Genomic DNA, 19,992 nt, shown 5'->3' on the forward strand with positions numbered 1-19,992 from the left:
AAGGCCAGAGGGAAGGGCCGAGGAAACAGGCTCCGCGGGCCACGTTAGAGAGGAAGGGGTGGGCGTACGCAGCCCCTTGAGCACCCCTATGAGTCGCGGGAACGGCCCCTGCGGGCACCCCTGGAACTCTTCATGGGTTCTTCCACCGGGCCGGACTCCCCCCGTCGTTGTCGCCGTGGCGGGGGCCCGCCCGCTCCAGGCGCCCCCCGGCGGCCGCGGCCCTCTCGTCGAACGTCCTGCGGACGTAGGACAGATCGGCCAGCAGCCCCGAGGAGGAGACGTCACGGGTGCGTCCGGCGCGGACCAGCCCGCCGAACGGGAGCCCGCCGACGGCGGCCCAGCGCAGCCGTCCGTCCCCGTCGATGTAGGAGCGGGTGCGCCCGTGGTTGTCGGGGTGCAGGCAGTACGGGATGTCGAACAGCCCCCGCGCGAAGGCCAGGCGCAGCGCGGACCCGATGTCGGAGGACAGGTCGAGTACGGCCTCGACCAGCGCTCTGGCCTCCTGGTACGTCTGCGAGTCCGCGAGATCCGGAGCGGCATCCGCGTCGGCGGCGGGCGGTACACGCCCGGGGCGGGCCTTCCTGGCGGCCGACTCCAGCGCCGCCACGTTCTCCTCGATCGTGGGGATGCGGCGCGATTCGGCGACGGTCTTGACGATGAGGCGCTCCGAGCCGGAGTCGACGGCGAGTTCGGCGGCCTCGTCGAGGAGCAGGTAGGCGCCCGCGTCGGTCTGCGGGTAGACCCCCATGTAGGCGTAGACGACGACGTGCCAGTTGTCGGTGGGCAGCAGCTCGCGGCAGAGGCGGCGCAGGGCGGCGATCGCCTCGCGGTCCTGGCCGGGGTGGGTCTGCTGGGCGTAGCTGAGCGAGACGCTGCGCACCCCGTGCTGGCAGAAGAAGAGGGCTTCGACGAGGCTGATCGCGACGAGTTCGCTGGGCGGGCAGAGCTGGCCGAGCATGCAGCCGCCGAAGGTCTCCAGGTGCGGCTCCACCCCCATGTCGCGCAGCCGGGCGAAATCCTGGGTGCAGCGCTCCCAGTTGCGTACGGAATCGTGCAGCGGGGTGCGCCCGTAGGGCAGGCAGTACGAGACGGGGCCGCCCTCGGTCGCGTTGAGGTACGTCGACCTGAGGGCGGTGAAGATGTCGCCGGGTACGGCGGAGCCGTGGCGGACCTGGACGGGGAAGTCCGGGGCCCGGACGCCGTCGAGGACCCGTTCGGTGACCCGGGGCGGATAGGTGACGACGGGGTAGCCGTTGAGCCCCGACCCGTCGCGCAGCGCGGCCTCGACGGAGGCCAGTTCGCCGACCCGGGTGAAGCTGTCGAGGGTGATCGTGCCGACGGTGACGGCGTCGGCCCCCTTGGTGGCGATCAGGCCCTCCCGCATCCGCAGCGGGTCGCCGAAGCCCATGCGGGGCTGCACCACCAGGGAGCCGTGGCCGCCGTGGGCGCGGACGAACGCCCCGAAGTCCACGGGGTCCGGGCGGCGCGCGGAGGGCTCGGCGTGGCCGGGCCCCTGCGGGAGGCCGGGGACCTCCGCGGGCGCCGCCCCGTGGCTCACGCCGGTACTCCGGCCCGTTCGGCCGGGCGGAGCGCGGCCGGCCCGACCGTGCTCACGAACCGGCTGAAGTCGGCGATGCCGGTGGAGGCGTCGTCGAAGACCGCGTCGAATCCGGCGGCCGTCAGCGCCGCCAGCTCCTCGGGGCTCTGCCGGCCGGTGACGCCGAGCTTCCCGCCGATCACCACGGGGGTCGCGGACAGCCCGTCGGCGGCGCGCAGCGCGGCGATGACCCGCAGCCCGTCCTGGTGCCCGTGGCCGTTGACGCTGCTGATCACGACCAGCTCGGGGGCCAGGTCGCGGCAGGCGCCGACGAGCAGGTCGTCGGGGACGCAGGGGCCCAGGTTGACGACCTCGTAGCCGAGTTCCTCGATCAGCAGCTGGAGGTAGACCAGGTTCCAGGTGTGCGAGTCGGACGCCATGGAGGTGACGACGACGGTGCCGCGCCGCCGGGCGGCGGCCGGGGTGTGCGGCGGGGGCGCGAGAGGGGTGGTGTTCACGGTGCCGCCCCGGCGGTGGTCAGCGGCCGCGTCCCGGTGACGGTGTCGTAGGCGCGTCGCGTCTCGATCCGCGACACGGAGACCACCTCGTCGCCCCGGACGACGACCTCGGTGGGCGCGGGCCTGCCGAGGAACATCAGCAGGCTCGCGGTGGGACCGTAGGCCCCGGCGTTGGGGATGGTGACGAGGTCGCCGCTCTCCAGCACCGGCAGGTCGATCTCCCGGCCGAGGATGTCGCCGGGCGTGCAGAGCGGGCCGACCAGGCTGGCCGGTTCGACGGGCGCGTCCGCGTCCAGGCGTACGGAGACCGGGAGCAGCCGGCCGAGACCGGACATGCCGCCGAAGGTGTTGATCCCGGCGTCGAGGATGACGAACTTGCGGCCGCGGCTGACCTTGACGTTGCTGACGCGGGCCAGCAGGGTGCCGCTCGCCCCCACCAGGTAGCGCCCGGACTCGCAGGCGATCTCGGGGCCCTCGGTGTGCCGGTCGGGGAAGTGGGTGTCGAGTGCGGCGGTGAGCGCGGCGCGCAGCCGGGGGTAGGAGCCCCGGTCGCCGGGGACCGCGTACGGCACGGTGAAGCCGCCGCCGATGTCGAGGAAGCGCAGCGGGAGGCCGAGCTCCGCGCTGAGCCCGGCGGCGAGCGCGATGGTGTGCTCGAACTCGCCGATCAGGCTGTCCTCGTCCTTGGCGTTGCTCAGCGGGAAGAAGTGCATCCCGCTGATGCGGACGCCCGGGACGGCGCGCAGGAGCGGCAGCACCTCCGCCAGGGTCTCGCTGTCGAAGCCGAACTGCGAAGGGGTGCCGGTCATCCGGATGCTGCTGGTGGCGCTCGCGGCGACGCTGTTGACGCGCAGCAGGCAGTCGGCGGTCACCCCGTGGGCGAGCGCCGCCTCGCCGACGTGCCGGACGTCGGTGACGGAGTCGGTGGAGAACATGCGCACCCCGAGCCCGATCACCTCGCGCAGTTCGGCGGGGGTCTTGCCGGGGCCGGTGTAGAGGCAGTCCGCGCCCTGGAACCCGGCGGCCAGGGCGGCGGCCAGTTCGCCCGTGGAGCTGATCTCGGGGCGGCAGGGGCGGTCGTTCTCGCGCAGGGCCCGGACGAGGTCGGGGTGCGGGTTGGCCTTCAGCGCGTAGAAGAGGGTGACCTCCTCGGGGAGCGCGCCGGTCAGGTCCCGCCCGGCCGCCTCGATCTCGTCCAGGTCGTAGACGTACAGCGGTGTGCCGAATCGTTCGGCCAGTTCCTCGTAGCGGCTCATCGGCCTTCCCCGTGGGTGGTGGAGCCGTCGGCCCCGGAACCGTCGGTCTCCGCGTCGACCATCTCGGCCAGGGCCTGCCGGGCGTTCTTCCCGTGCAGGCTGAGCGGCAGTTCGGTGAGGGTGCGGCACTGCGCGGGCACCTTCGCCTGCTCCAGCCGCTGCGCCAGCTCCTTGAGCACGGTGTGCGGCGGCAGTTCGGTCTCGGCGAAGATCAGCAGGTCCCGGGTGCCGGTCGGCGGGAGGGCGGTGGCGGTGCGTACACCGGGGATGTCCATGGCGGCGGCCTCGATCTCGACCGTGCTCATCCGGATGCCCTTGCGCTTGAACATGTCGTCGCGCCGGCCCTCGAAGTAGAGGTAGCCGTCGGCGTCGAAGCGGCCGTAGTCCCCGGTGTGCAGGCGCCGTTCGCCGGTCTCCGGGTCGGCTCCGAAGGTGGCCTCCGTGAGTTCGGGCCGCCGCCAGTAGCCGGGCATGACGTGCGGGCCGACGGCGACGATCTCCCCGACCTCGCCCTGGGGCACCGGACGGCCGTCCGGGTCGAGGAGGAGGACGCGGGTCCCGGGCAGCGGCAGGCCGACGGAGTCGGGGCGCTCGCCGTCCTCCTCGGGCGGCATGACCGAGACGCGCTTGCACTCGGTCTGGCCGAACTGGCGGACCACCCGGACGCCGGGGAACGCCTCGCGCAGGGTGGCGATCGCGTGGGCGGGGAGCGCGGCACCGGTGTTGGTGAACAGCCGGACCGGCGGCGGGTCCTCGCGGTCGCGCCGGGCCAGCGAGCCGATCATCGTGGCGAGGGAGGGCACGATGGGGACGACGGTGGCGCCGGTCTCCCGCATACGGCGCAGCAGGACGAGGTCGGACTCGTCGCCCGCCAGGACCAGTTCGCTGCGGCCGAGGCAGGCGAGCAGCACCTTGTAGAGGCCGTAGTCCCAGGAGAGCGGGAAGCGGCAGAAGACCACGTCGTCGGGCCGGTAGCCGAGCACCTGCTGGATGGCCCGGGAGGCGAAGGTGACCTGGGCGTGCGGGCAGATGACGGCCTTGGGGGCGGCGGTGCTGCCGGAGGTGTACACCAGGAAGGCGATGTCGTCGGGGCCGGTGTGCCGGCCGGCGGCGGGCTCCGGGTCCCGGGCGGCGAGCGCCGTCACCTCGGGCCACAGCTCCGCCAGGTCGTGCACGGGGACCGGGGCGAGGGACTCCAGGAGGGTGGTGGCGGTGCCGCTCGCGATGACCAGGGCGGGTTCCGCGTCCCCGATCACCGACCTGAGGTGGTACTCCTTCATCGCCGGGTTGACGGGGACGAGGACAACACCGGCCCGGGAGGCCCCGTACATCATGGCGACCAGCTCGTGGCCGCTCGCCAGCTGGACGAGGAGGCGGTCACCCGCGCGTACGCCCGCGCGGTCCAGCCAGGCCGCGAAGGCGTGGCTGAGGGAATGTATTTGACGGTACGTCAGCCGGGTGCGGCTGTCGCGCAGGCACTGGCGGTCCGGCACCTCGGCGACGGCCTCGTCGAGCAGGGAATGGACCGTCGCGCCCTTCCCGAGCGGCGCTCCCGAGTCGGTTCTGTTCGGATTCTCCACGTGTCCAACATCGCTTTCGGGTGAGGACGGCGCGCGGCGGTCGCGCCGCCGCGCGGCAGCTGCCGAAGAAGGGGGCGTCCGGCGCGGGCCGGTCCCACGGGATCGTGGCGGGGGTTCCTGATCCCGTGGGGGTACTGCTCGGTGGCCGGCGGCCGGACGCCCGGTCGGTGGTCCGGGTGCGCGGGGGTCCGCGCTACTCGGCGATGCTGAGCGCGGCGACGGGGCAGACGTTGACGGACTCCACGACCTCGTCGCGCAGCTTCTCGTCCGGTGTCCCGATCAGGAGCACCACCTTGCCGTCCTCGTCGTCCTGGTCGAACACGGCGGGAGAGGTGATGACACACGCTCCCGCCGCCACACAGCGCTCTTTGTCGACGATCACACGCATGGAACCGCTCCTTTACCAGGTCACCGGGAGTTCGTGGAGGCCGTCGATGAGCGCCTTCGCCTTGAAGGGCAGCTCGTCGAGTTCGGCGTCGAGCCGCAGGGTCGGGATGCGGCGCAGCAGGGTCGTGAAGACGACCTCCAGCTGCATCCGGACGAGCATCTGCCCGGCGCACTGGTGCCTGCCGAAGCCGAACGCGACGTTGCGGCGCGACTCGCGGCGGGTCAGGTCCAGCTTGTTGGGCTCCTCGAAGACCGCCGGGTCGTGGTTGGCGGCGGACAGGGAGCAGATGACGCCCTCGCCCTTGCGGATCAGCTGGCCGCCGATCTCCACGTCCTCCAGGGCGACCCGGACGGTGCCGTGGTCGGAGATGGAGGAGTAGCGGGAGAGCTCGTCGACCGCCTGGCCGGACATCTCCGGGTGCGCACGGAGCCAGTCGGCCTGCTCGGGGTGGTGGAGCAGGACGAGGGAGCCGATCGAGATGCCGTTGACGGTCGACTCGTGACCGGCGGCGATCATGGCCCGGACCAGTGCGCTGATGTCGGCGGGCTCCAGTTCGCCCTCCTTCTCGTTGCGCTGGAGCAGGCTGCTGATCAGGTCGTCGCCGGGGTTCTCCTGGCGCTCGGCGATGAGCTTGTACAGCAGCATCTCGACCTCGGCGTTGGCCGAGGCGTGCTCCTCCGCGCTGCCCTGGGTGACCAGCAGCGTCACCCAGCGGTGGAAGAGGTCGACGTACTCGACGGGCACACCGACCAGTTCGCACATGGCGAGCGAGGGCACCGGCATCGACAGCATGGACACCAGGTCCACGGGGCCGCCGTGCTCCAGCATGGCGTCGATGCACTCGTCGACGATCTCCTGGGTGCGCGGGCGCATCGCCTCGACGCGCTTCACGCTCAGCTCCGGCATCAGCATCATGCGGTGCGCGGTGTGCTCCGGCGGGTCCATGTGCAGCAGCGCCGGCTTGACCTTGCCCAGCAGCTCCATCGGGAAGTGGAACTGGAGCGGGTAGCCGGGGTCCGCCATGTCGGAGCTGAAGCGGGGGTCCTTGAGCATCTGCCGTACGTCGTCGTAGCGGGTGAGCAGCCAGGCCTCACGGCCGTTGAACCGCAGCTTGACCCACGGCACGGGCTCCTTCTCCCGCAGTTCGGCGTACTCCGGCGCGGGGTCCAGCGGACAGCCGGTCCGCTCCAGCGGGAACAGGCGGGGCTGCCGTACGGGGCATGCCTCGGCGGCGGTATCCGACATGGGGTTGCCTCTCTTCAGCTCTCTGGCGGAGTTCGGTGGCGGTGAGGGGGCTCTCGTTCGAGGCCCAGGGCCTGTCGGCAAACTGCCGTCCGCCCCTAGAGCGCGGCGCGCGCGGCCTCGACGGCGGCGCGGACGGCGGCGCGGGTGCGGGCGACGTTCTCGGCGACGGTCAGACCGCGCAGCTCCGTCGAGAGGATCTCCACCGACGGGGTGAGGTCGACGCCCTTGGCGACCAGGGTGTGCAGCAGCCCCGTGATGTCGAACTCGCCGTCGCCGGGCAGCCGCCGGCGGTTGAGCACCTCGTCCATGATGTCCTCCGACGCGGCCAGCGGGCCGTCGCCGAACTCGACCCCGGCGATCTGCGCGGCGGTCAGCTCCTCGATCGCCGCCGGGCCGTCCGGGTCGCGGAACAGGTGCCACATGTCGATGAGGAGACGGCCGTTGGAGCGGTCGGCACCGCGGACGACATCGGCGGCCACCTTGTAGGTGAAGCCGGGCAGGACGGCGATGGACTCCAGCGCGACATCGAGGCCCTGGGCGGCGGCCCGGTCGCAGAGGGCACCGAAGCGCTCGGCGAGGACGCCGACCGCCGGCATGTCCGTACCCGGCGGGTAGACGGCGCAGGACTTGACCAGCGGGATGCCGAACTCCAGGGCGCGGGAGAAGAAGTGCTTCTCGCCCTCCAGGGCGGCGGCGATCTCGTCCGGGCCGGAGTTCCAGCCGAACAGGACCTCCAGCTCGCTGAACCGGACACCGTACTCGTCGAGAAGGCCGCGGATCTTGTCCGCCGAGTGCTCGGCGACCAGGGCGTCCAGCTCCTCGATGCTCATGCCCATGGCGGTGCAGCCGTTCTCGGCCAGCCCGGAGAGACGCTCCTCGAGGGTGTGGCGTACAGGCTCCTGCCAGGCGGAACCCGTCAGATGCAGATAGCTGAAGTTCAGTTCGTCCCGGTCCAGGATGGTCATGGGTACCTCTCGCCTTCGACAGTTCGCGGCCGACCCGTGGGGCGTGTCCGGGACGCGGCGCCGGCCGAGGGCGCGTCCCACCGGAGTTCCGGTGCGGGACCGGAGGAGCGGCGCTACGCAGCGAGCTGCCTGCGCCGGGGCTGGAGCGCCAGCCGCGGGCTGAGCGCGACGACCTCGAAGTTCCGTGTGGTGACGGGGACCCGGCCGAACAGGCTGTCGGGACCCGCGACATAGAGCCGCCGTACGCCGCGCAGCCGCAGCGACGCGACGACGTCGGGCCAGCGGACCTGGCGGGTGACGCAGTCCAGGAGCATGGTGCGCACCTGCGCACCGGTGGTCAGCAGCGACCCGTCCTGGTCGGCGACGATCGGCAGCCGGGGGTCGGCGAAGGTGAGCCCGTCGAACAGCTCCGCCTCGGCGCGCTCGCGCAGGGGGGCGAAGAGGCTCGCGTGCTGCGGCGGGCGCATCGTGTAGAGCGGGAGTCCGCCGACGGAGCGCACCCGCTTCTCCAGCCACTCCAGCCTGCCTTCGCGCAGCGAGACCATGGTGAAGTCCTCGTCGACGTGGCAGGCGATCTCGGACCACTCGCCGTGCTCGTCGAGTTCCCCGAGGATCTTCTCCAGCACGTCGGGCGGGACGCGGGTGAAGGAGTGGGTCACGATGTCGCGGTGGTGCTCGGCGAACCACTCCTCCAGGAGCCGGGCCCAGCGCGCGGTCAGCAGCACCGCGTCCGGGAAGCCGAGCACGCCGGTGTGCACGGCCGCGGCCTTCCCGCCGAAGCTGGGGCCGGCGCAGAGTCCGGGCGCCATCTCGTAGACGTCCTCGGCCCACTCGGCGAGCGCCAGGCAGTTGAGGAAGAACGCGACCTGCGCGTACTCCGAGTAGTCGCCCTCGGCATCGCGGTACCGATCGATCAGCGAGTAGCCGAGTACGTCGTCGGCCTGCGCGACCAGGCGGCGGGCCACCGGGTTGACGAGCATGAACCTGGCCGCCTCCCGGAACGGCAACGGACCCATTCCGGGAAAGACCAGCGCACTGCCCGTCCGAAGTTCGGTCGACATCCGGCTTCCTGCCCTTCAGCACGTCGGCGCTGCTCGGGACCTCCCCGTCGGGGAGACCCGCCGGCCCTCCCGTAGGAGAGGTCCGCTTCCGGCCCTGGACCGGCCCACACAGGCTGCGGGCTGTCCCACCCGTGCCAAAACCCCTAAGGTTCCGTGGCGGAAATCCCTTCACACTCCGGTGGTCGACCGGGCATCGAGGCCCCCGGGCCCGCGCGGCGCCGCGACCGTCCACGGAGTTCGGCTCCGCCGCGCGGTGCCCCGTACGGCCCCTAAGGGTCGGGGCGCCGCCGCCGCCCGTGGACCGCACGGCGGCCGTGCCGGTCCGGGGACGGGCGGCCGACCTTAGGGGTCCGCGGCCGGACTTAGGGGAGGCGGCGACCACCGGGCGGCGGATTCAATCGGGCACGGAACAACCGGGCGGCGACCTGGTACGACCGGGCCACCGGGCCCAGAACCGGTCGGCCGGCCGGCGGGACGAGTGAAGAGAGCCGAGGAGAGATGACGGCGGGCATCCGAGAGAACAGCCCCTGGATACGCAGGTTCCACCCCGTGCCCCGGGCGCCGGCCCGGCTCGTCTGCTTCCCGCACGCGGGAGGCTCGGCGACGTACTACTTCCCCCTGTCGGGGTCGCTGGCACCGGCGGCGGACGTCCTGGCCGTGCAGTACCCCGGCCGCCAGGACCGCCGGTCGGAGCCGTGCGTCGAGGACATCGAGACGCTGGCCGACCTGATCACGGCCGAACTGCTCCCCTGGTCCGACGTGCCGCTGACGCTGTTCGGGCACAGCATGGGGGCCATGGTCGCCTTCGAGGTGGCCCGTCGGCTGGAGCGCGCGGGCCGCGCGCCGACCGCCCTGTTCGCCTCGGGCCGCCGCGCGCCCTCCCGGGTCAGGGACGAGTCCGCGCACACCGCGGACGACGACCGGCTCGTCGCCGACCTCACCGGTCTGAACGGAACGGCCTCCGCCGTGCTCCGCGACCCCGAGATCCTGCGGATGATCCTGCCCGCCGTACGCGGCGACTACCGGGCGGCGGAGACGTACCGCTACCGTCCCGGACCGCCGCTGACGGCCCCGGTGTTCACGCTGCTCGGCGACGAGGACCCCTACGTCACCCTCGACGAGGCGCAGGCGTGGCGGGAGCACACCACGGGCCCCTTCGCCCTGCGGGTGTTCCCCGGCGGCCACTTCTACCTGGACGAGCACGCCGCCGCGGTCCTCGACGTGCTGCGCGGCCATCTCGCCGCGCTCTCCCCCGCGCGCTGAGCAGCGGGTTCGGGGGCCGCCCCAACGGCGTTGCGAGGGAGGGGAATTACCTCCGGGGTGACTTGCCTCGTTCCGTTTCGACAAGGCCCCCCGGAACCTATACGTCCGTACTATACTTTCGTCTAACCACGGCACGAGACCCCGGTCATCGGCACCCGGGCCCAGCGAAGCGCCCCATCCCCTTCCACGTAATCGCTACGTACACGGTCATGCGCGCACACCGGCTCCGGCCGTCGCTGATCGGCTATCGACCACGGAGGACACAGTGCCGGTTCGACCCGAGCACGGCGTGACGACGCAGGTCGCCGAGGACGGCTGTCTGGTGCTCCTCACCGAGGCGAGAGACACGACGTTCCGGTGCAGCCCGGTGGCGGCGGCCATGTGGATCGCCCTGCGCCAGCACGACGGCCATGTGGGCGAGGCGTCCAGGATGCTGGCCGAGCTGTGGGGCACCGCCCCCGAGAACACCCGCAGCGACATGGACATCTGGGTGAGCGAACTGCGCGACGCCGGGCTGGTCCGCGACGAGCCGTAGAAGCTCGCGGCGTACGTCAACGTACGCGCGGAGCACGGCCGTTCGGCCGTTCCACCCGGGGGGCCACGCGGCGCGCGGCCCCCGCCGTCACTTCACGGCGGCGTCACTGCCGCGCAGGCCGACAGCGTCACCGCCGTGCAGGTGGAGCGTGGCCCGCATCGCGTCGGCGAGATCCCGGCCCGAGGGCGCCGTCTCCGGCGAGAAGAGCCAGAGTGTCATCACCCCGTTGAGCAGCGCCGCGTAGAAGCTGCCGACCGTGGCCGCCGTCTCCTCGTCGATCTCGCTCTCGTCGACCCCGTGGAACAACGCCACCAGCGCCGACCAGCCCCGCGGCTGCACCCTGGCCAGGCCCTCCCGTACCTCGGGAAGCACCGCGGCGTGCACCGCGACCTCGACGTTCAGCGCCCACAGCGGCTTGCGCGCCGGGAACAACTCGATGATCCGGTTCCACACCATCTCGAACCTCTCGATGGTGGCGGGCATCGACTCCAGGTCGGCGCTGATGGCCGTGCCGGGACCGAACTCGTCGCCCCAGTCCTGGATCGCCTGGACGTACGCCTCGGTGAGCAGGGCGTCCTTCGAACCGTAGTGGTAGCCGATGGACGCGAGGTTCGTCCCCGACGCCGCCACGATGTCCCGGGCGCTCGTCCGCGCGAACCCCTTCTCCAGCAGGCAGCGCTTGGCACCCTCCAGCAAATCCTCACGGTGACCCACGGCACCACCCCCTCGTCTCGCGGTCGTGGCGGCCATCTTAGGGCTCGCGCCCGCCGCCCCCCAGACCCTCGATTTCCGGCCACGGCCCACGCCGCGACAACGGAGCCCGGCCCACCGTACGTGAGTTGTGCCTGCTCATCGCGGCGGGAGGCGGATTGTTCGGTGCGGTGCAACTAGTGACCACTAGAGGATCGGCCGATGATGCGCCAAACTCCCGGGAGTAGTGATGTACGCAGATGCGTTCCACGTACGCCACACGGTCGCCCCGCCGCGGACAACGACGCCAACGGCGGAGGAAGGCCGGTCAGCAGGATCTGTCCAGGAAGTGCCGGGGGACAAAGTGGTACTGGTCGAAAGGGATCCGGAATCAAGGACGCTGCGCTCGGCGCTGGCGGATTGTGTCGCCGGAACAGCGGGCATCGTCCTCATCGAGGGAGCTGCGGGGTGCGGCAAGAGTGAACTGATCGACACCGTCACCGAATGGGCCGACGACGCCGGGGCGTTGGTGCTCCGCGGCTTCGGCTCCAGCGCCGAACGGGAGCTGCCGCTCGGCCTCGTCCGGCAGCTCGCCGGGGACGCGCCGGACGGCGCGCTCCCCGAAGTGACGGTCGCGCCGGAGGGGCGGCCCCGGGTCGGGGCGATGCGGGAGTTCCAGGCGGCGCTGCACCGGCTCAGCGCCACCACACCGGTGGTGATCGCCGTCGACGACCTGCACCACGCCGACGTCGCCTCGCTCTGCTACCTCCAGCACATCGTCCGCCATCTGCGCTCGGCACGGCTGCTGCTCGTGCTCACCACACCGTTGCGCGACGACCGGCAGGACGCCGCCTTCGAGACCGAACTGCTGCGCCGCAGCAACGTCCAGCGGGTGCTGCTGCGGCGGCTGAGCCCGGCGGGCACGGCCGACGTACTGGCCGACACCTCCTGGCCCGGAGGGAGCGAAGGGCTCGCGAACGAACTGCACGCCATCAGCGGCGGCAACCCGCTGCTGCTCCGCGCCCTGCTGGAGGAGCACCGCTCGGCCGACCCGGCGGACCTCGACGGCGGTACGGTGCTTCCGGCGCCCGGCGGCCTGTTCAGCCAGGCCGTCCTCACCTGCCTGCGGCTCAGCGGCCCGCACGCTACGTCACTGGGCGCGGCCCTCGCCGTACTCGGCGACTCCTACACACCCGAGCGGACCGGGCAGCTCATCGACGCCCCGGCGTTCACCGTCGCCAGGGCGGTCGCCTCGCTCGCGGCCTCCGGCATCCTGCGGGGACACCGCTTCCGGCACCCGGCGGCCGAGGCCACCGTGCTGGACCACACCCCGCCGCACGTGCTGGCCGGGCTGCACCTGCGCAGCGCGGAGCTCCTGCACGGGGGCGGCGGCCGGACCGTCCCCACCGTGGCCAGGCACCTGATCGCCGCGGCCCGGCACGGCGCGTCCCTCGACGGCGCCGACTGGGCCGTGGACGTGCTGCGCGCGGCGGCCGAGCACCTGCTCATGGACGAGGAGGCGGCGCACGCCACCGCCGCGCTCGAACTCGCCCACGAACTGAGCCACGAGGAGCGCCGGCGGGCCGAGATCAAGACCCGGCTCGCCGCGATCACCTGGCGGGTCGACCCCGGCACGGCGGAGCGGCACCTGTCCGCCCCGCTCGAAGCGCTGCGCTCCGGACTGCTGCCGGCCGAGTGCCTGACGCCCGTCACGACCCTGCTGGTGGGCCAGGGCCGCATCGCGGAGGCGGCCGAGCTGCGCTCCCGGGTCGTCCACGCCACGGCCGGGTACGGCGCCGAGGCCCCGCGCACCGCCAACGGCACCCCCGGCACGGACGTACTCGACCGGAGCCCGTCCGGCGCCCCGTCCATCCCCTCGCCGCGGAGCGAGGAGCGGCCTCCGCGGGCGCACACCTGGGACCTGCCCGAGACGGAGAGCCGCGTCGAGACCGCGGTCGCCGACCGGTTCCTGGAGACGACCGCCCTCTCCGAGGCGACCCTCGACCCGATCGTGCAGGCCGTACGGGTCCTCACCCACTCCCGTCAGCCGAAGCTGGCCGCACACCGGTGTCGGCAGCTGATCGAGGCGGCGGAACGTCACGGCGCCCCGGCCTGGCAGGCCCTGTTCACCGCGCTGCGGGCGGACGTCCTGCTGCGCCTCGGCGACCTCCAGGCGGCGGAGGGGCACGCGCTGAGCGCACTGGCCCACCTCCCCGAGCGCGGCAACAGCGCGTTCGCGGGCGGCCCGACGGCGACCCTGATCCGGGCGCGGACCCTGATGGGCAAGCACGCGTCCGTCGCCCGCCAGCTCCAGCAGCCGGTCGCCGACACGCTGCTGAGAAGCGTGCACGGCCTGTTCTATCTGCGGGCCCGGGGCCTGTACCACGCGGCGAACCACCAACTCCACGCCGCACTGGCCGACTTCCTCGAAGCGGGCCGGCTGGCCCAGCACTGGGGGATGGACCGCCCCACCCTGCTGCCGTGGCGCTCGGACGCGGCGGAGGCGCTGATCCGGCTCGGCGACACCCGCCAGGCCGAGCAGCTCATCCGGCAGCAGCTGGCCATGCCCGACGCCAAACGCCCCTGGGTGCGCGGCATTTCGCTCCGTCTACGCGCGCTGATCTCCGATCCCAGGCAGCAGCCCGCACTTCTCGGGGAGGCGGCCGACGAACTCGGCCGCTCCGGGGACCTGCTGGAGCTCGCCCGTACGATGGCCGACCTCGGCCGCGTCCTGCGTGCCCTGGGCGAGACCGTCCGGGCGAGCGCCGTGACCCGGCGTGCGCTGAACCTGGCGCGGGACTGCGGGGCGGAGCCGCTGTGTGCCGAGATCGTCCCCGAACTCGGCCCGGAGGACCGGACGGCACACCGGCCGCACCCGCTGTCCCTGCACACCGAACGGGTCGAGAGATCCGAGGGGGTCGACAGATCCGAGCGGCCCGACGCCGACGCCAAGCTCAGCGACTCCGAGCGCCGGGTGGCGACACTCGCCGCGAGCGGATACACCAACCGGGAGATCTCGCTGCGGCTGCACATCACCGTCAGCACGGTCGAACAGCACCTCACCCGGGTGTACCGCAAGCTCAACATCACTCGGCGTCAGGACCTTCCGGTGGACCTCCAGTTGACCGCGTCGGCGATGGACGTGGCCTGACCACTCGCAGCGGTCAAGGAAAAGCAAAAAAGTCAAGGGGATTGCAAAAATTCGATGGCTTTCGACGATTTCCCAGGCAGCCCGCACCCGACGGGCTTCCCAGATCCCCTCCGGCGAATTATCATCGTGCCGCGATATGGGCAAAATTCCGATTATAGAAATCCTTTACCATAGCCGTTGCGCAACCGACAGTAATCTGCCCGTCACTCCACCGCCAGGAGTAGCGCCAGGGTATTGCCGGGGAATTCCCTATTCTCCGGGGCCCGCCGTCACCAGTCTCTGCCCCGTCTCGAAGAATTAAGAAACGAGACGACTACTGAGAAATCTCGATGGGCTAATGTTGCCGACGACAACCCACAGGCACTCGAGGGAGCGAGCGGATGCCGGCAGCCACGGGGGCGCAACAGAACGGCGAATATCCGATCACCGGGCACGACAGCACTTCTTTCCCCTGTTCCGCCATGCGCAGGGTCCGCTTCCGGCGCGGCGAAGTGGCGAAGGACCTCGGGCTCAGCCCCGAGGAGTCGGTCGGCGCGGAGCGTGTGCTCAGCGTGCTGGGCCTGCTCGAACCGGCCTTCGGGACCGACCAGTTGGTGCCCGTCAGCCTCGACAAGCTGACCCGGCTGACCCGGGGTGCCCGTACGTCCTCCCCCGGCTCCCCCGCCCTCTCGCCGAGGCGGCCCGCCGAGGCCACCACCCCCCTGCGCGAGCGGGAGACGCCCCAGCCGTCCGCGGCAGCCCCGCCGGCACCTCCGGCACCTGCGGCAGCGCCCCGCAGCCTGGCGAGCCGGCGGATCGGTCCGGCCACGGCGGGAACCCCCCAGGTCGAGACGGTCACCGACCCCGCCGTACTCCGCGTCCGGCTGGAGGAGATGAACGCCCACTGCCAGCGGGAGCTGCTGCTCATCCAGCCCGGCGGGGCCCGCCCGGCGGCCACCCTCCCGGCGGCCCGGCTGGCCGCGCTGAGCCTGCTGGAGCGCGGTGTACGCATGCGGGTGCTCTACCAGCACGCGGCGCGCGGCGACACCGTCACCAGGGCCCTGGTCCGCGAACTCAGCCGGCACGGCGCCCAGGTGCGCACGGACGCCGAGCTGACCGCACCGCTCGTCGCCTACGACCAGGAGACCGTGTTCCTGCCCGAGGCACCGGACCCGGCGACCGGCGAGTGCAGCGGCAAGGCGGCCCTGATCCGGGACCCGACCATGGTGGCGTTCGCCTGCGGGGCGTTCGAGCGGCTGTGGACCGCCGCGACGCCCTTCCTCCCCGCGACCGAGGACGCCGCGCCGGTCATCGACGACCTGAAGGCGGCGATCGTCCGGCTCATGGCCCTCGGCCACAAGGACGAGATGGTCGCCCGACGCCTCGGCATGTCCGTCCGCACCTGCCGAAGACACATAGCGGAGATCATGGAGACGACGGACGCCACGAGCCGCTTCCAGGCCGGGGTGAGGCTGACCCGGGCGGGCATCCTCGACCACTCCACCCCGGACGCGACCGCACTGTTCACCCCGGCCGCCCCACCCCGCACGGCCCCTTAGGCGGACCCGGCACCGCACTGTTCACCGCCTATGCGGCGACGGCCGGGGGAATTCCTCCGATACCCCGGCTGCGTAGGCCGAAACGGCCCCAGGATTAATACCCAATCCCTCGGCCGCACCGTAAATGAACGCAGATGAACACAGAGAAAACCACCGACACCACCGGCCGAGCCAAGGGCAGAATCGCCCCTTCGCCGGAAATTCTCGCGAACGTCCTCGCGGACCGGCGCCCGGCTATCCGTGGTGCGGCGCCGGCCGGTCGGCCGGGACGGCCGGCACGGCCTCCGGGAGCCGGGCCAGGTGCGGGAACAGCGGGGAATCGGGACCGCCCAGGTAGAAGTGGCCTCCCGGGTGGGTGTGCAGCGCGAACGCCCCGGTCGTGTGCTCCTCCCACGCCCGTACGTCCTCGATCGGCGCCTTGGGATCGCTCAGCCCCACATGCGCGGTGATGGGCACGGTGAGCGGCGGGCCGGGCTCGTAGCGGTACTTCTCGATGACCTGGTAGTCCGTACGGATCACCGGCAGCCACATGTCCAGCAGCTCCGCGTCGTCGAGGAAGGCGGGCACCGTGCCGTTGAGCCGGGCGATCTCCGCGATCAGCTGCTCGTCGCTGCCGAGGTGGAGCCTGCCCTCCCGCAGCCGGTGGGGTGCGGGACGCCCGGAGACGACCAGGGCGAACGGCGGCACACCGCGCCGCTCCAGCCGGCGGGCCACCTCGAAGGAGAGGCTGGCCCCCATGCTGTGCCCGAACAGCGCGAGCGGACGGCCGGTGAGGGGCAGCAGGGAGTCGGTCACCAGGTCCGCGAGGCGGGACATGTCGTCGACGAGCGGTTCCGCGTACCGGTCCATCCGGCCCGGATACTGCACGGCGAGCACCTCGATCTCCGGCGAGAGCGCCCGGGAGGTGTTGAAGAAGAAGCTCGCCGATCCACCGGCGTGGGGAAGACAGACCAGCCGGACGCGGGCCTGTGGCGCGTCATGGAATCGGCAGATCCACTTGTCCTTGGTGCCCGCACCGTCCGACATCTCCAGTGAAACCCTTCGTGCGCCGACTGAACCCGGAGACCCGAAGGGCGGCTCCGGCTCTCCGGGCCGATGATCCTCCGCGCCCGGAAGCCCAACAACCCCTAATCCCCGCGGCGCTCGCTTAGGGGTCGATACGGTCCCGCTCCCGGCCACCGCCGTTCACCCGAATGAGCCGGGAATCGTACGACTCGTCACCCGCCGGATACGCTCCCGGGATGGATACCAGGCGCCTGCTCCGCACCTTCGCCATCGGGCTCGGCACTGCCGGCCTGCTCGCCTCCGGCTGTAGCGGCGGCGGCTCGTCGCCGAGCGCATCCGCCACCGGCACGGCGGCACCGGAGGGGCTGTCGGCGTACTACACGCAGAAGCTGAGCTGGCGCGACTGCGGGGTGGAGGGGTTCGAGTGCACGACGATGAAGGCACCGCGGGACTACGACAAGCCGGATGACGGCGACATCGACCTGGCCGTCTCCCGCAAGAAGGCCACGGGCCCCGGCAAGCGGATCGGCTCGCTCCTGGTGAACCCGGGCGGCCCCGGCGGCTCCGCGATCGGCTATCTCCAGGGGTACGCGGCACTCGGCTACCCGGCCCAGGTGCGGGCCCGCTACGACATGGTGGCCATCGATCCGCGCGGCGTGGCCCGCAGCGAACCGGTCGAGTGCCTGACGGGCAAGGAGATGGACGCCTTCACCCAGGTCGACCAGACACCGGATGACGAAGCCGAGGTCGAAAAGCTCACGGCCGCCTTCGAGAAGTTCGCGGCGGGCTGCGAGAAGCGCTCGGGCGAGATCCTCCCGTACGTCTCCACCGTGGACACGGCCCGCGACATGGACGTCCTGCGCTCCCTGCTGGGCGACGAGAAGCTGAACTACGTGGGTGCGTCGTACGGGACGTTCCTGGGCGCCACGTACGCGGACCTCTTCCCCCGGCGGGCCGGCCGCCTGGTCCTGGACGGCGCGATGGACCCCTCCCTCCCGGCGATCGACATGAACCGCGACCAGACGGCGGGCTTCGAGGGGGCGTTCCAGTCCTTCGCCGCCGACTGCGTCAAGCAGCCGGACTGCCCGCTGGGCACCACGTCCACGGCAGACGCGGCGACCGCGCTGAAGCAGCTCTTCCAGGACCTGGACGCGAAGCCCGTCCCAACGGGCGATGACGAGCGCAAGCTCGGCGAGTCCCTGGCCACGACCGGGGTGATCGCGGCGATGTACGACGAGGCGGCCTGGCCCCAGCTCCGCGAGGCGCTGGAGGGCGCCCAGCGCAGCGACGGCTCGGGCCTCCTCTCACTGGCGGACAGCTACTACGAGCGCGAGCCGGACGGCAAGTACGCGAACCTGATGTTCGCCAACGCCGCCGTGAACTGCCTCGACCTCCCGCCCGCCTTCGACGGCCCCGACGCGGTGGAGAAGGCGGTCCCCGACTTCGAGAAGGCCTCCCCGGTCTTCGGCAAGGGCTTCGCCTGGGCCTCCCTGAACTGCACGTACTGGCCCACCAAGCCCACGGGCACCCCCCACCGCACCGAGGCGAAGGGCGCCACCCCGATCGTGGTGGTCGGCACCACCCGCGACCCGGCCACCCCGTACAAGTGGGCCCAGGCCCTCGCCGCCCAGCTCTCCTCCGGCACCCTGCTCACCTACGACGGCGACGGCCACACGGCGTACGGCCGGGGCAGCGACTGCATCGACACGGCGATCAACACATACCTCCTGGAGGGCACCCCGCCCACCAACGGCAAGAAGTGCACCTGACCCCCACTGACCAGCGCAAACACCTCCGGAGGTGCCGTGTACGGAGCACCCCCGGAAACTGTGTAGACTTGTGCCCGCTGCTGATCGCACCATAGTGCGAGCAGGGCACGCCGCCTTAGCTCAGTTGGCCAGAGCAACGCACTCGTAATGCGTAGGTCTCGGGTTCGAATCCCGAAGGCGGCTCCAAGGTAAACCGCAGGCCAGACCTCTGGCCTGCGGTTTCTTCGTTTCCTTGACCTTGGAATGCGGGCCAATCGAGCACCTTGTGCCTACGCATTGCAATGCGTAGGCACAAGGTCGGCAGCCCGTGGTGATTTCTTCTTGTAAGTCTGTGACCCGGCCTTTTGCTGCTTCCTGCGGCTTCACCTCGACCAGTTTGGGGCGGTGCGGTGGCCGTTTGGTGGCCGAGCGTGCGGCCACCGTGCTGAACGGCTCCTGGCCAGCCGTGTAAGCAGAGGTGCACTGGGTGGCGGTTGTTGTGGGGTCCCTACGATCGCGCTCGTGCAGTCCGCTACAAGATTCCTCAAGTAGTGACGATCCGATCCCGACAGTCGTGGACATCAGCGGTGCAGCCTTGGGACCCCGTGGTCCGAGCGGCGGACTAGGCACGCAGTTTCTGCTCGATGCGGACGAGTCGGTGAATACGGGCCGGGTCTCCTAAACAGCACCCTGGCGTTCAACTTCACCGACGCCGATACCTGCCGAGCGCTTGGCAAGAGCCAGGATTCGCGCCGTCCTCGGTGGGAGTGTCCAGGGACGTTCGCCCTGAGTCGGCGGCCTCGGAACCCTTCTCCTTGAGCCTGCGATGGGACCGCTGTCGGTGCCCTCCTGTGCTTGATCAGCGCACATGTCCTGCTCGCTAGCGCGGTGAAGCACTGCCGAGAAAGGTCAGTGTGGAGAGACGCGCGTCAGCCTCAGTGTGGTGTGTATCAGCTCAAGCCCTGCTACCCCTGCGACATGGCGGTGCCTTGCCTGCTCCCCTTCGCTGAGTCGCTGCCCTTGAGCCAGCCCGATGATGAGGAGAGGCTCAGGGCGATCGTCCACCTTGGCGTTGATCCCGGCCCAGACGAGGTCCTGGAGGTTCTGAAGTGGTGCCCACATCATGAGCCGCTCGTCGGAGCCGGGCCCTTTGACGACACACTGGGTGGGCTTGATCCCTAGCGTGTCGAGGTTGGCGCGCCAGTCCAGGCCGAGAACCTGCTGGGCGATCTGATCGGCCGTCGGGTAACGGCGGGAAGCGTACTTCGCATTGGGGCCGATGCCGTTGCGGACCCGGGGTAGTTCCTTCACCGGCCCGTCCTTGATCCACACCCGGACCTTCTCCCGGGGAATGAATCGGGCCAGCTTGTCACCGATCAATGGGTCATTGACCCATCGTTCGTAACACCTTGAGCGCTCACGTGAGGACAGCCCGTCCCAGTCGAGTTCCTCGATCTGGCGATAGACCTCGGAGAGGACCTCCCCTCGGATCTCCTCGTCGATCTCGCTCAT

Annotated in this window: 16 protein-coding genes and 1 tRNA gene; 6 read left to right on the plus strand and 11 right to left on the minus strand. The window is 71.3% G+C overall.

Annotation, left to right across the window (positions count from 1 at the left end; translation table 11 throughout):
• Positions 1 to 130: 130 nt before the first annotated feature.
• The 8 genes from GTY67_RS14840 to GTY67_RS14875 all read right to left on the minus strand — a co-directional run bounded on the left by GTY67_RS14840 (position 131) and on the right by GTY67_RS14875 (position 8,550).
• On the minus strand, positions 131 to 1,471 hold the full coding sequence (locus GTY67_RS14840; protein WP_343238750.1) for a methylaspartate mutase: 1,341 nt from the start codon (positions 1,469 to 1,471) through the stop codon (positions 131 to 133).
• 83 nt (positions 1,472 to 1,554) lie between these two features.
• Entirely contained in the window at positions 1,555 to 2,055 is a 501-nt protein-coding gene (locus GTY67_RS14845; RefSeq protein ID WP_343238679.1) for a cobalamin-dependent protein, read from the minus strand.
• Positions 2,052 to 3,311 carry a type III PLP-dependent enzyme gene (locus tag GTY67_RS14850; RefSeq protein ID WP_161279009.1) on the minus strand — a complete coding sequence of 420 codons (1,260 nt, stop codon included), beginning with the start codon at positions 3,309 to 3,311 and terminating at the stop codon, positions 2,052 to 2,054. Before GTY67_RS14850 ends, GTY67_RS14845 begins: the two co-directional genes overlap by 4 nt.
• Positions 3,308 to 4,891 carry an AMP-binding protein gene (locus tag GTY67_RS14855; RefSeq protein ID WP_161279010.1) on the minus strand — a complete coding sequence of 528 codons (1,584 nt, stop codon included), beginning with the start codon at positions 4,889 to 4,891 and terminating at the stop codon, positions 3,308 to 3,310. Before GTY67_RS14855 ends, GTY67_RS14850 begins: the two co-directional genes overlap by 4 nt.
• A gap of 193 nt (positions 4,892 to 5,084) precedes the next feature.
• Positions 5,085 to 5,279: a ferredoxin gene (locus tag GTY67_RS14860; protein ID WP_093690285.1), complete on the minus strand. Its 195-nt coding sequence runs from the start codon at positions 5,277 to 5,279 to the stop codon at positions 5,085 to 5,087.
• Between the two features lie 12 nt (positions 5,280 to 5,291).
• Entirely contained in the window at positions 5,292 to 6,524 is a 1,233-nt protein-coding gene (locus tag GTY67_RS14865; RefSeq protein ID WP_093690283.1) for a cytochrome P450, read from the minus strand.
• Between the two features lie 95 nt (positions 6,525 to 6,619).
• Positions 6,620 to 7,489, minus strand: coding sequence for a sugar phosphate isomerase/epimerase family protein (locus GTY67_RS14870; RefSeq protein ID WP_161279011.1), 870 nt, complete (start codon positions 7,487 to 7,489; stop codon positions 6,620 to 6,622).
• Positions 7,490 to 7,602: 113 nt separating this feature from the next.
• Positions 7,603 to 8,550 carry an ACP S-malonyltransferase gene (locus tag GTY67_RS14875; RefSeq protein ID WP_237502618.1) on the minus strand — a complete coding sequence of 316 codons (948 nt, stop codon included), beginning with the start codon at positions 8,548 to 8,550 and terminating at the stop codon, positions 7,603 to 7,605.
• A gap of 498 nt (positions 8,551 to 9,048) precedes the next feature.
• Here GTY67_RS14875 and GTY67_RS14880 point away from each other — a divergent pair, with 498 nt between their 5' ends.
• Positions 9,049 to 9,813 carry a thioesterase II family protein gene (locus tag GTY67_RS14880; RefSeq protein ID WP_093690279.1) on the plus strand — a complete coding sequence of 255 codons (765 nt, stop codon included), beginning with the start codon at positions 9,049 to 9,051 and terminating at the stop codon, positions 9,811 to 9,813.
• A 265-nt stretch (positions 9,814 to 10,078) separates the two neighbouring features.
• Positions 10,079 to 10,348: a PqqD family peptide modification chaperone gene (locus GTY67_RS14885; RefSeq protein WP_093690277.1), complete on the plus strand. Its 270-nt coding sequence runs from the start codon at positions 10,079 to 10,081 to the stop codon at positions 10,346 to 10,348.
• A gap of 87 nt (positions 10,349 to 10,435) precedes the next feature.
• Here GTY67_RS14885 and GTY67_RS14890 read toward each other — a convergent pair whose 3' ends face one another.
• The gene (locus GTY67_RS14890) at positions 10,436 to 11,062 is read right to left on the minus strand and encodes a TetR/AcrR family transcriptional regulator (protein ID WP_161279012.1); all 627 of its coding nucleotides are present in this window, start codon (positions 11,060 to 11,062) and stop codon (positions 10,436 to 10,438) included.
• Between the two features lie 340 nt (positions 11,063 to 11,402).
• Here GTY67_RS14890 and GTY67_RS14895 point away from each other — a divergent pair, with 340 nt between their 5' ends.
• Both GTY67_RS14895 and GTY67_RS14900 read left to right on the plus strand, forming a co-directional pair.
• Positions 11,403 to 14,189, plus strand: coding sequence for an AAA family ATPase (locus tag GTY67_RS14895; protein ID WP_343238680.1), 2,787 nt, complete (start codon positions 11,403 to 11,405; stop codon positions 14,187 to 14,189).
• Positions 14,190 to 14,650: 461 nt separating this feature from the next.
• Positions 14,651 to 15,727 carry a hypothetical protein gene (locus GTY67_RS14900; protein ID WP_161279014.1) on the plus strand — a complete coding sequence of 359 codons (1,077 nt, stop codon included), beginning with the start codon at positions 14,651 to 14,653 and terminating at the stop codon, positions 15,725 to 15,727.
• 234 nt (positions 15,728 to 15,961) lie between these two features.
• On the opposite strand, the gene GTY67_RS14905 is transcribed toward GTY67_RS14900, so the two are convergent.
• Positions 15,962 to 16,753 (minus strand): alpha/beta fold hydrolase, encoded by a 792-nt coding sequence (locus tag GTY67_RS14905; protein ID WP_161279015.1) that lies wholly within the window; start codon positions 16,751 to 16,753, stop codon positions 15,962 to 15,964.
• Between the two features lie 215 nt (positions 16,754 to 16,968).
• On the opposite strand from GTY67_RS14905, the gene GTY67_RS14910 reads away from it, so the two are divergent.
• Both GTY67_RS14910 and GTY67_RS14915 read left to right on the plus strand, forming a co-directional pair.
• The gene (locus tag GTY67_RS14910; RefSeq protein WP_161279016.1) at positions 16,969 to 18,501 is read left to right on the plus strand and encodes an alpha/beta hydrolase; all 1,533 of its coding nucleotides are present in this window, start codon (positions 16,969 to 16,971) and stop codon (positions 18,499 to 18,501) included.
• Positions 18,502 to 18,610: 109 nt separating this feature from the next.
• A tRNA-Thr gene (locus GTY67_RS14915) sits at positions 18,611 to 18,687 on the plus strand.
• A gap of 702 nt (positions 18,688 to 19,389) precedes the next feature.
• On the opposite strand, the gene GTY67_RS14920 is transcribed toward GTY67_RS14915, so the two are convergent.
• Positions 19,390 to 19,992: a hypothetical protein gene (locus GTY67_RS14920; RefSeq protein WP_161279017.1), complete on the minus strand. Its 603-nt coding sequence runs from the start codon at positions 19,990 to 19,992 to the stop codon at positions 19,390 to 19,392.

The sequence above is a fragment of the Streptomyces sp. SID8374 genome (assembly GCF_009865135.1).
Lineage (GTDB): Bacteria > Actinomycetota > Actinomycetes > Streptomycetales > Streptomycetaceae > Streptomyces.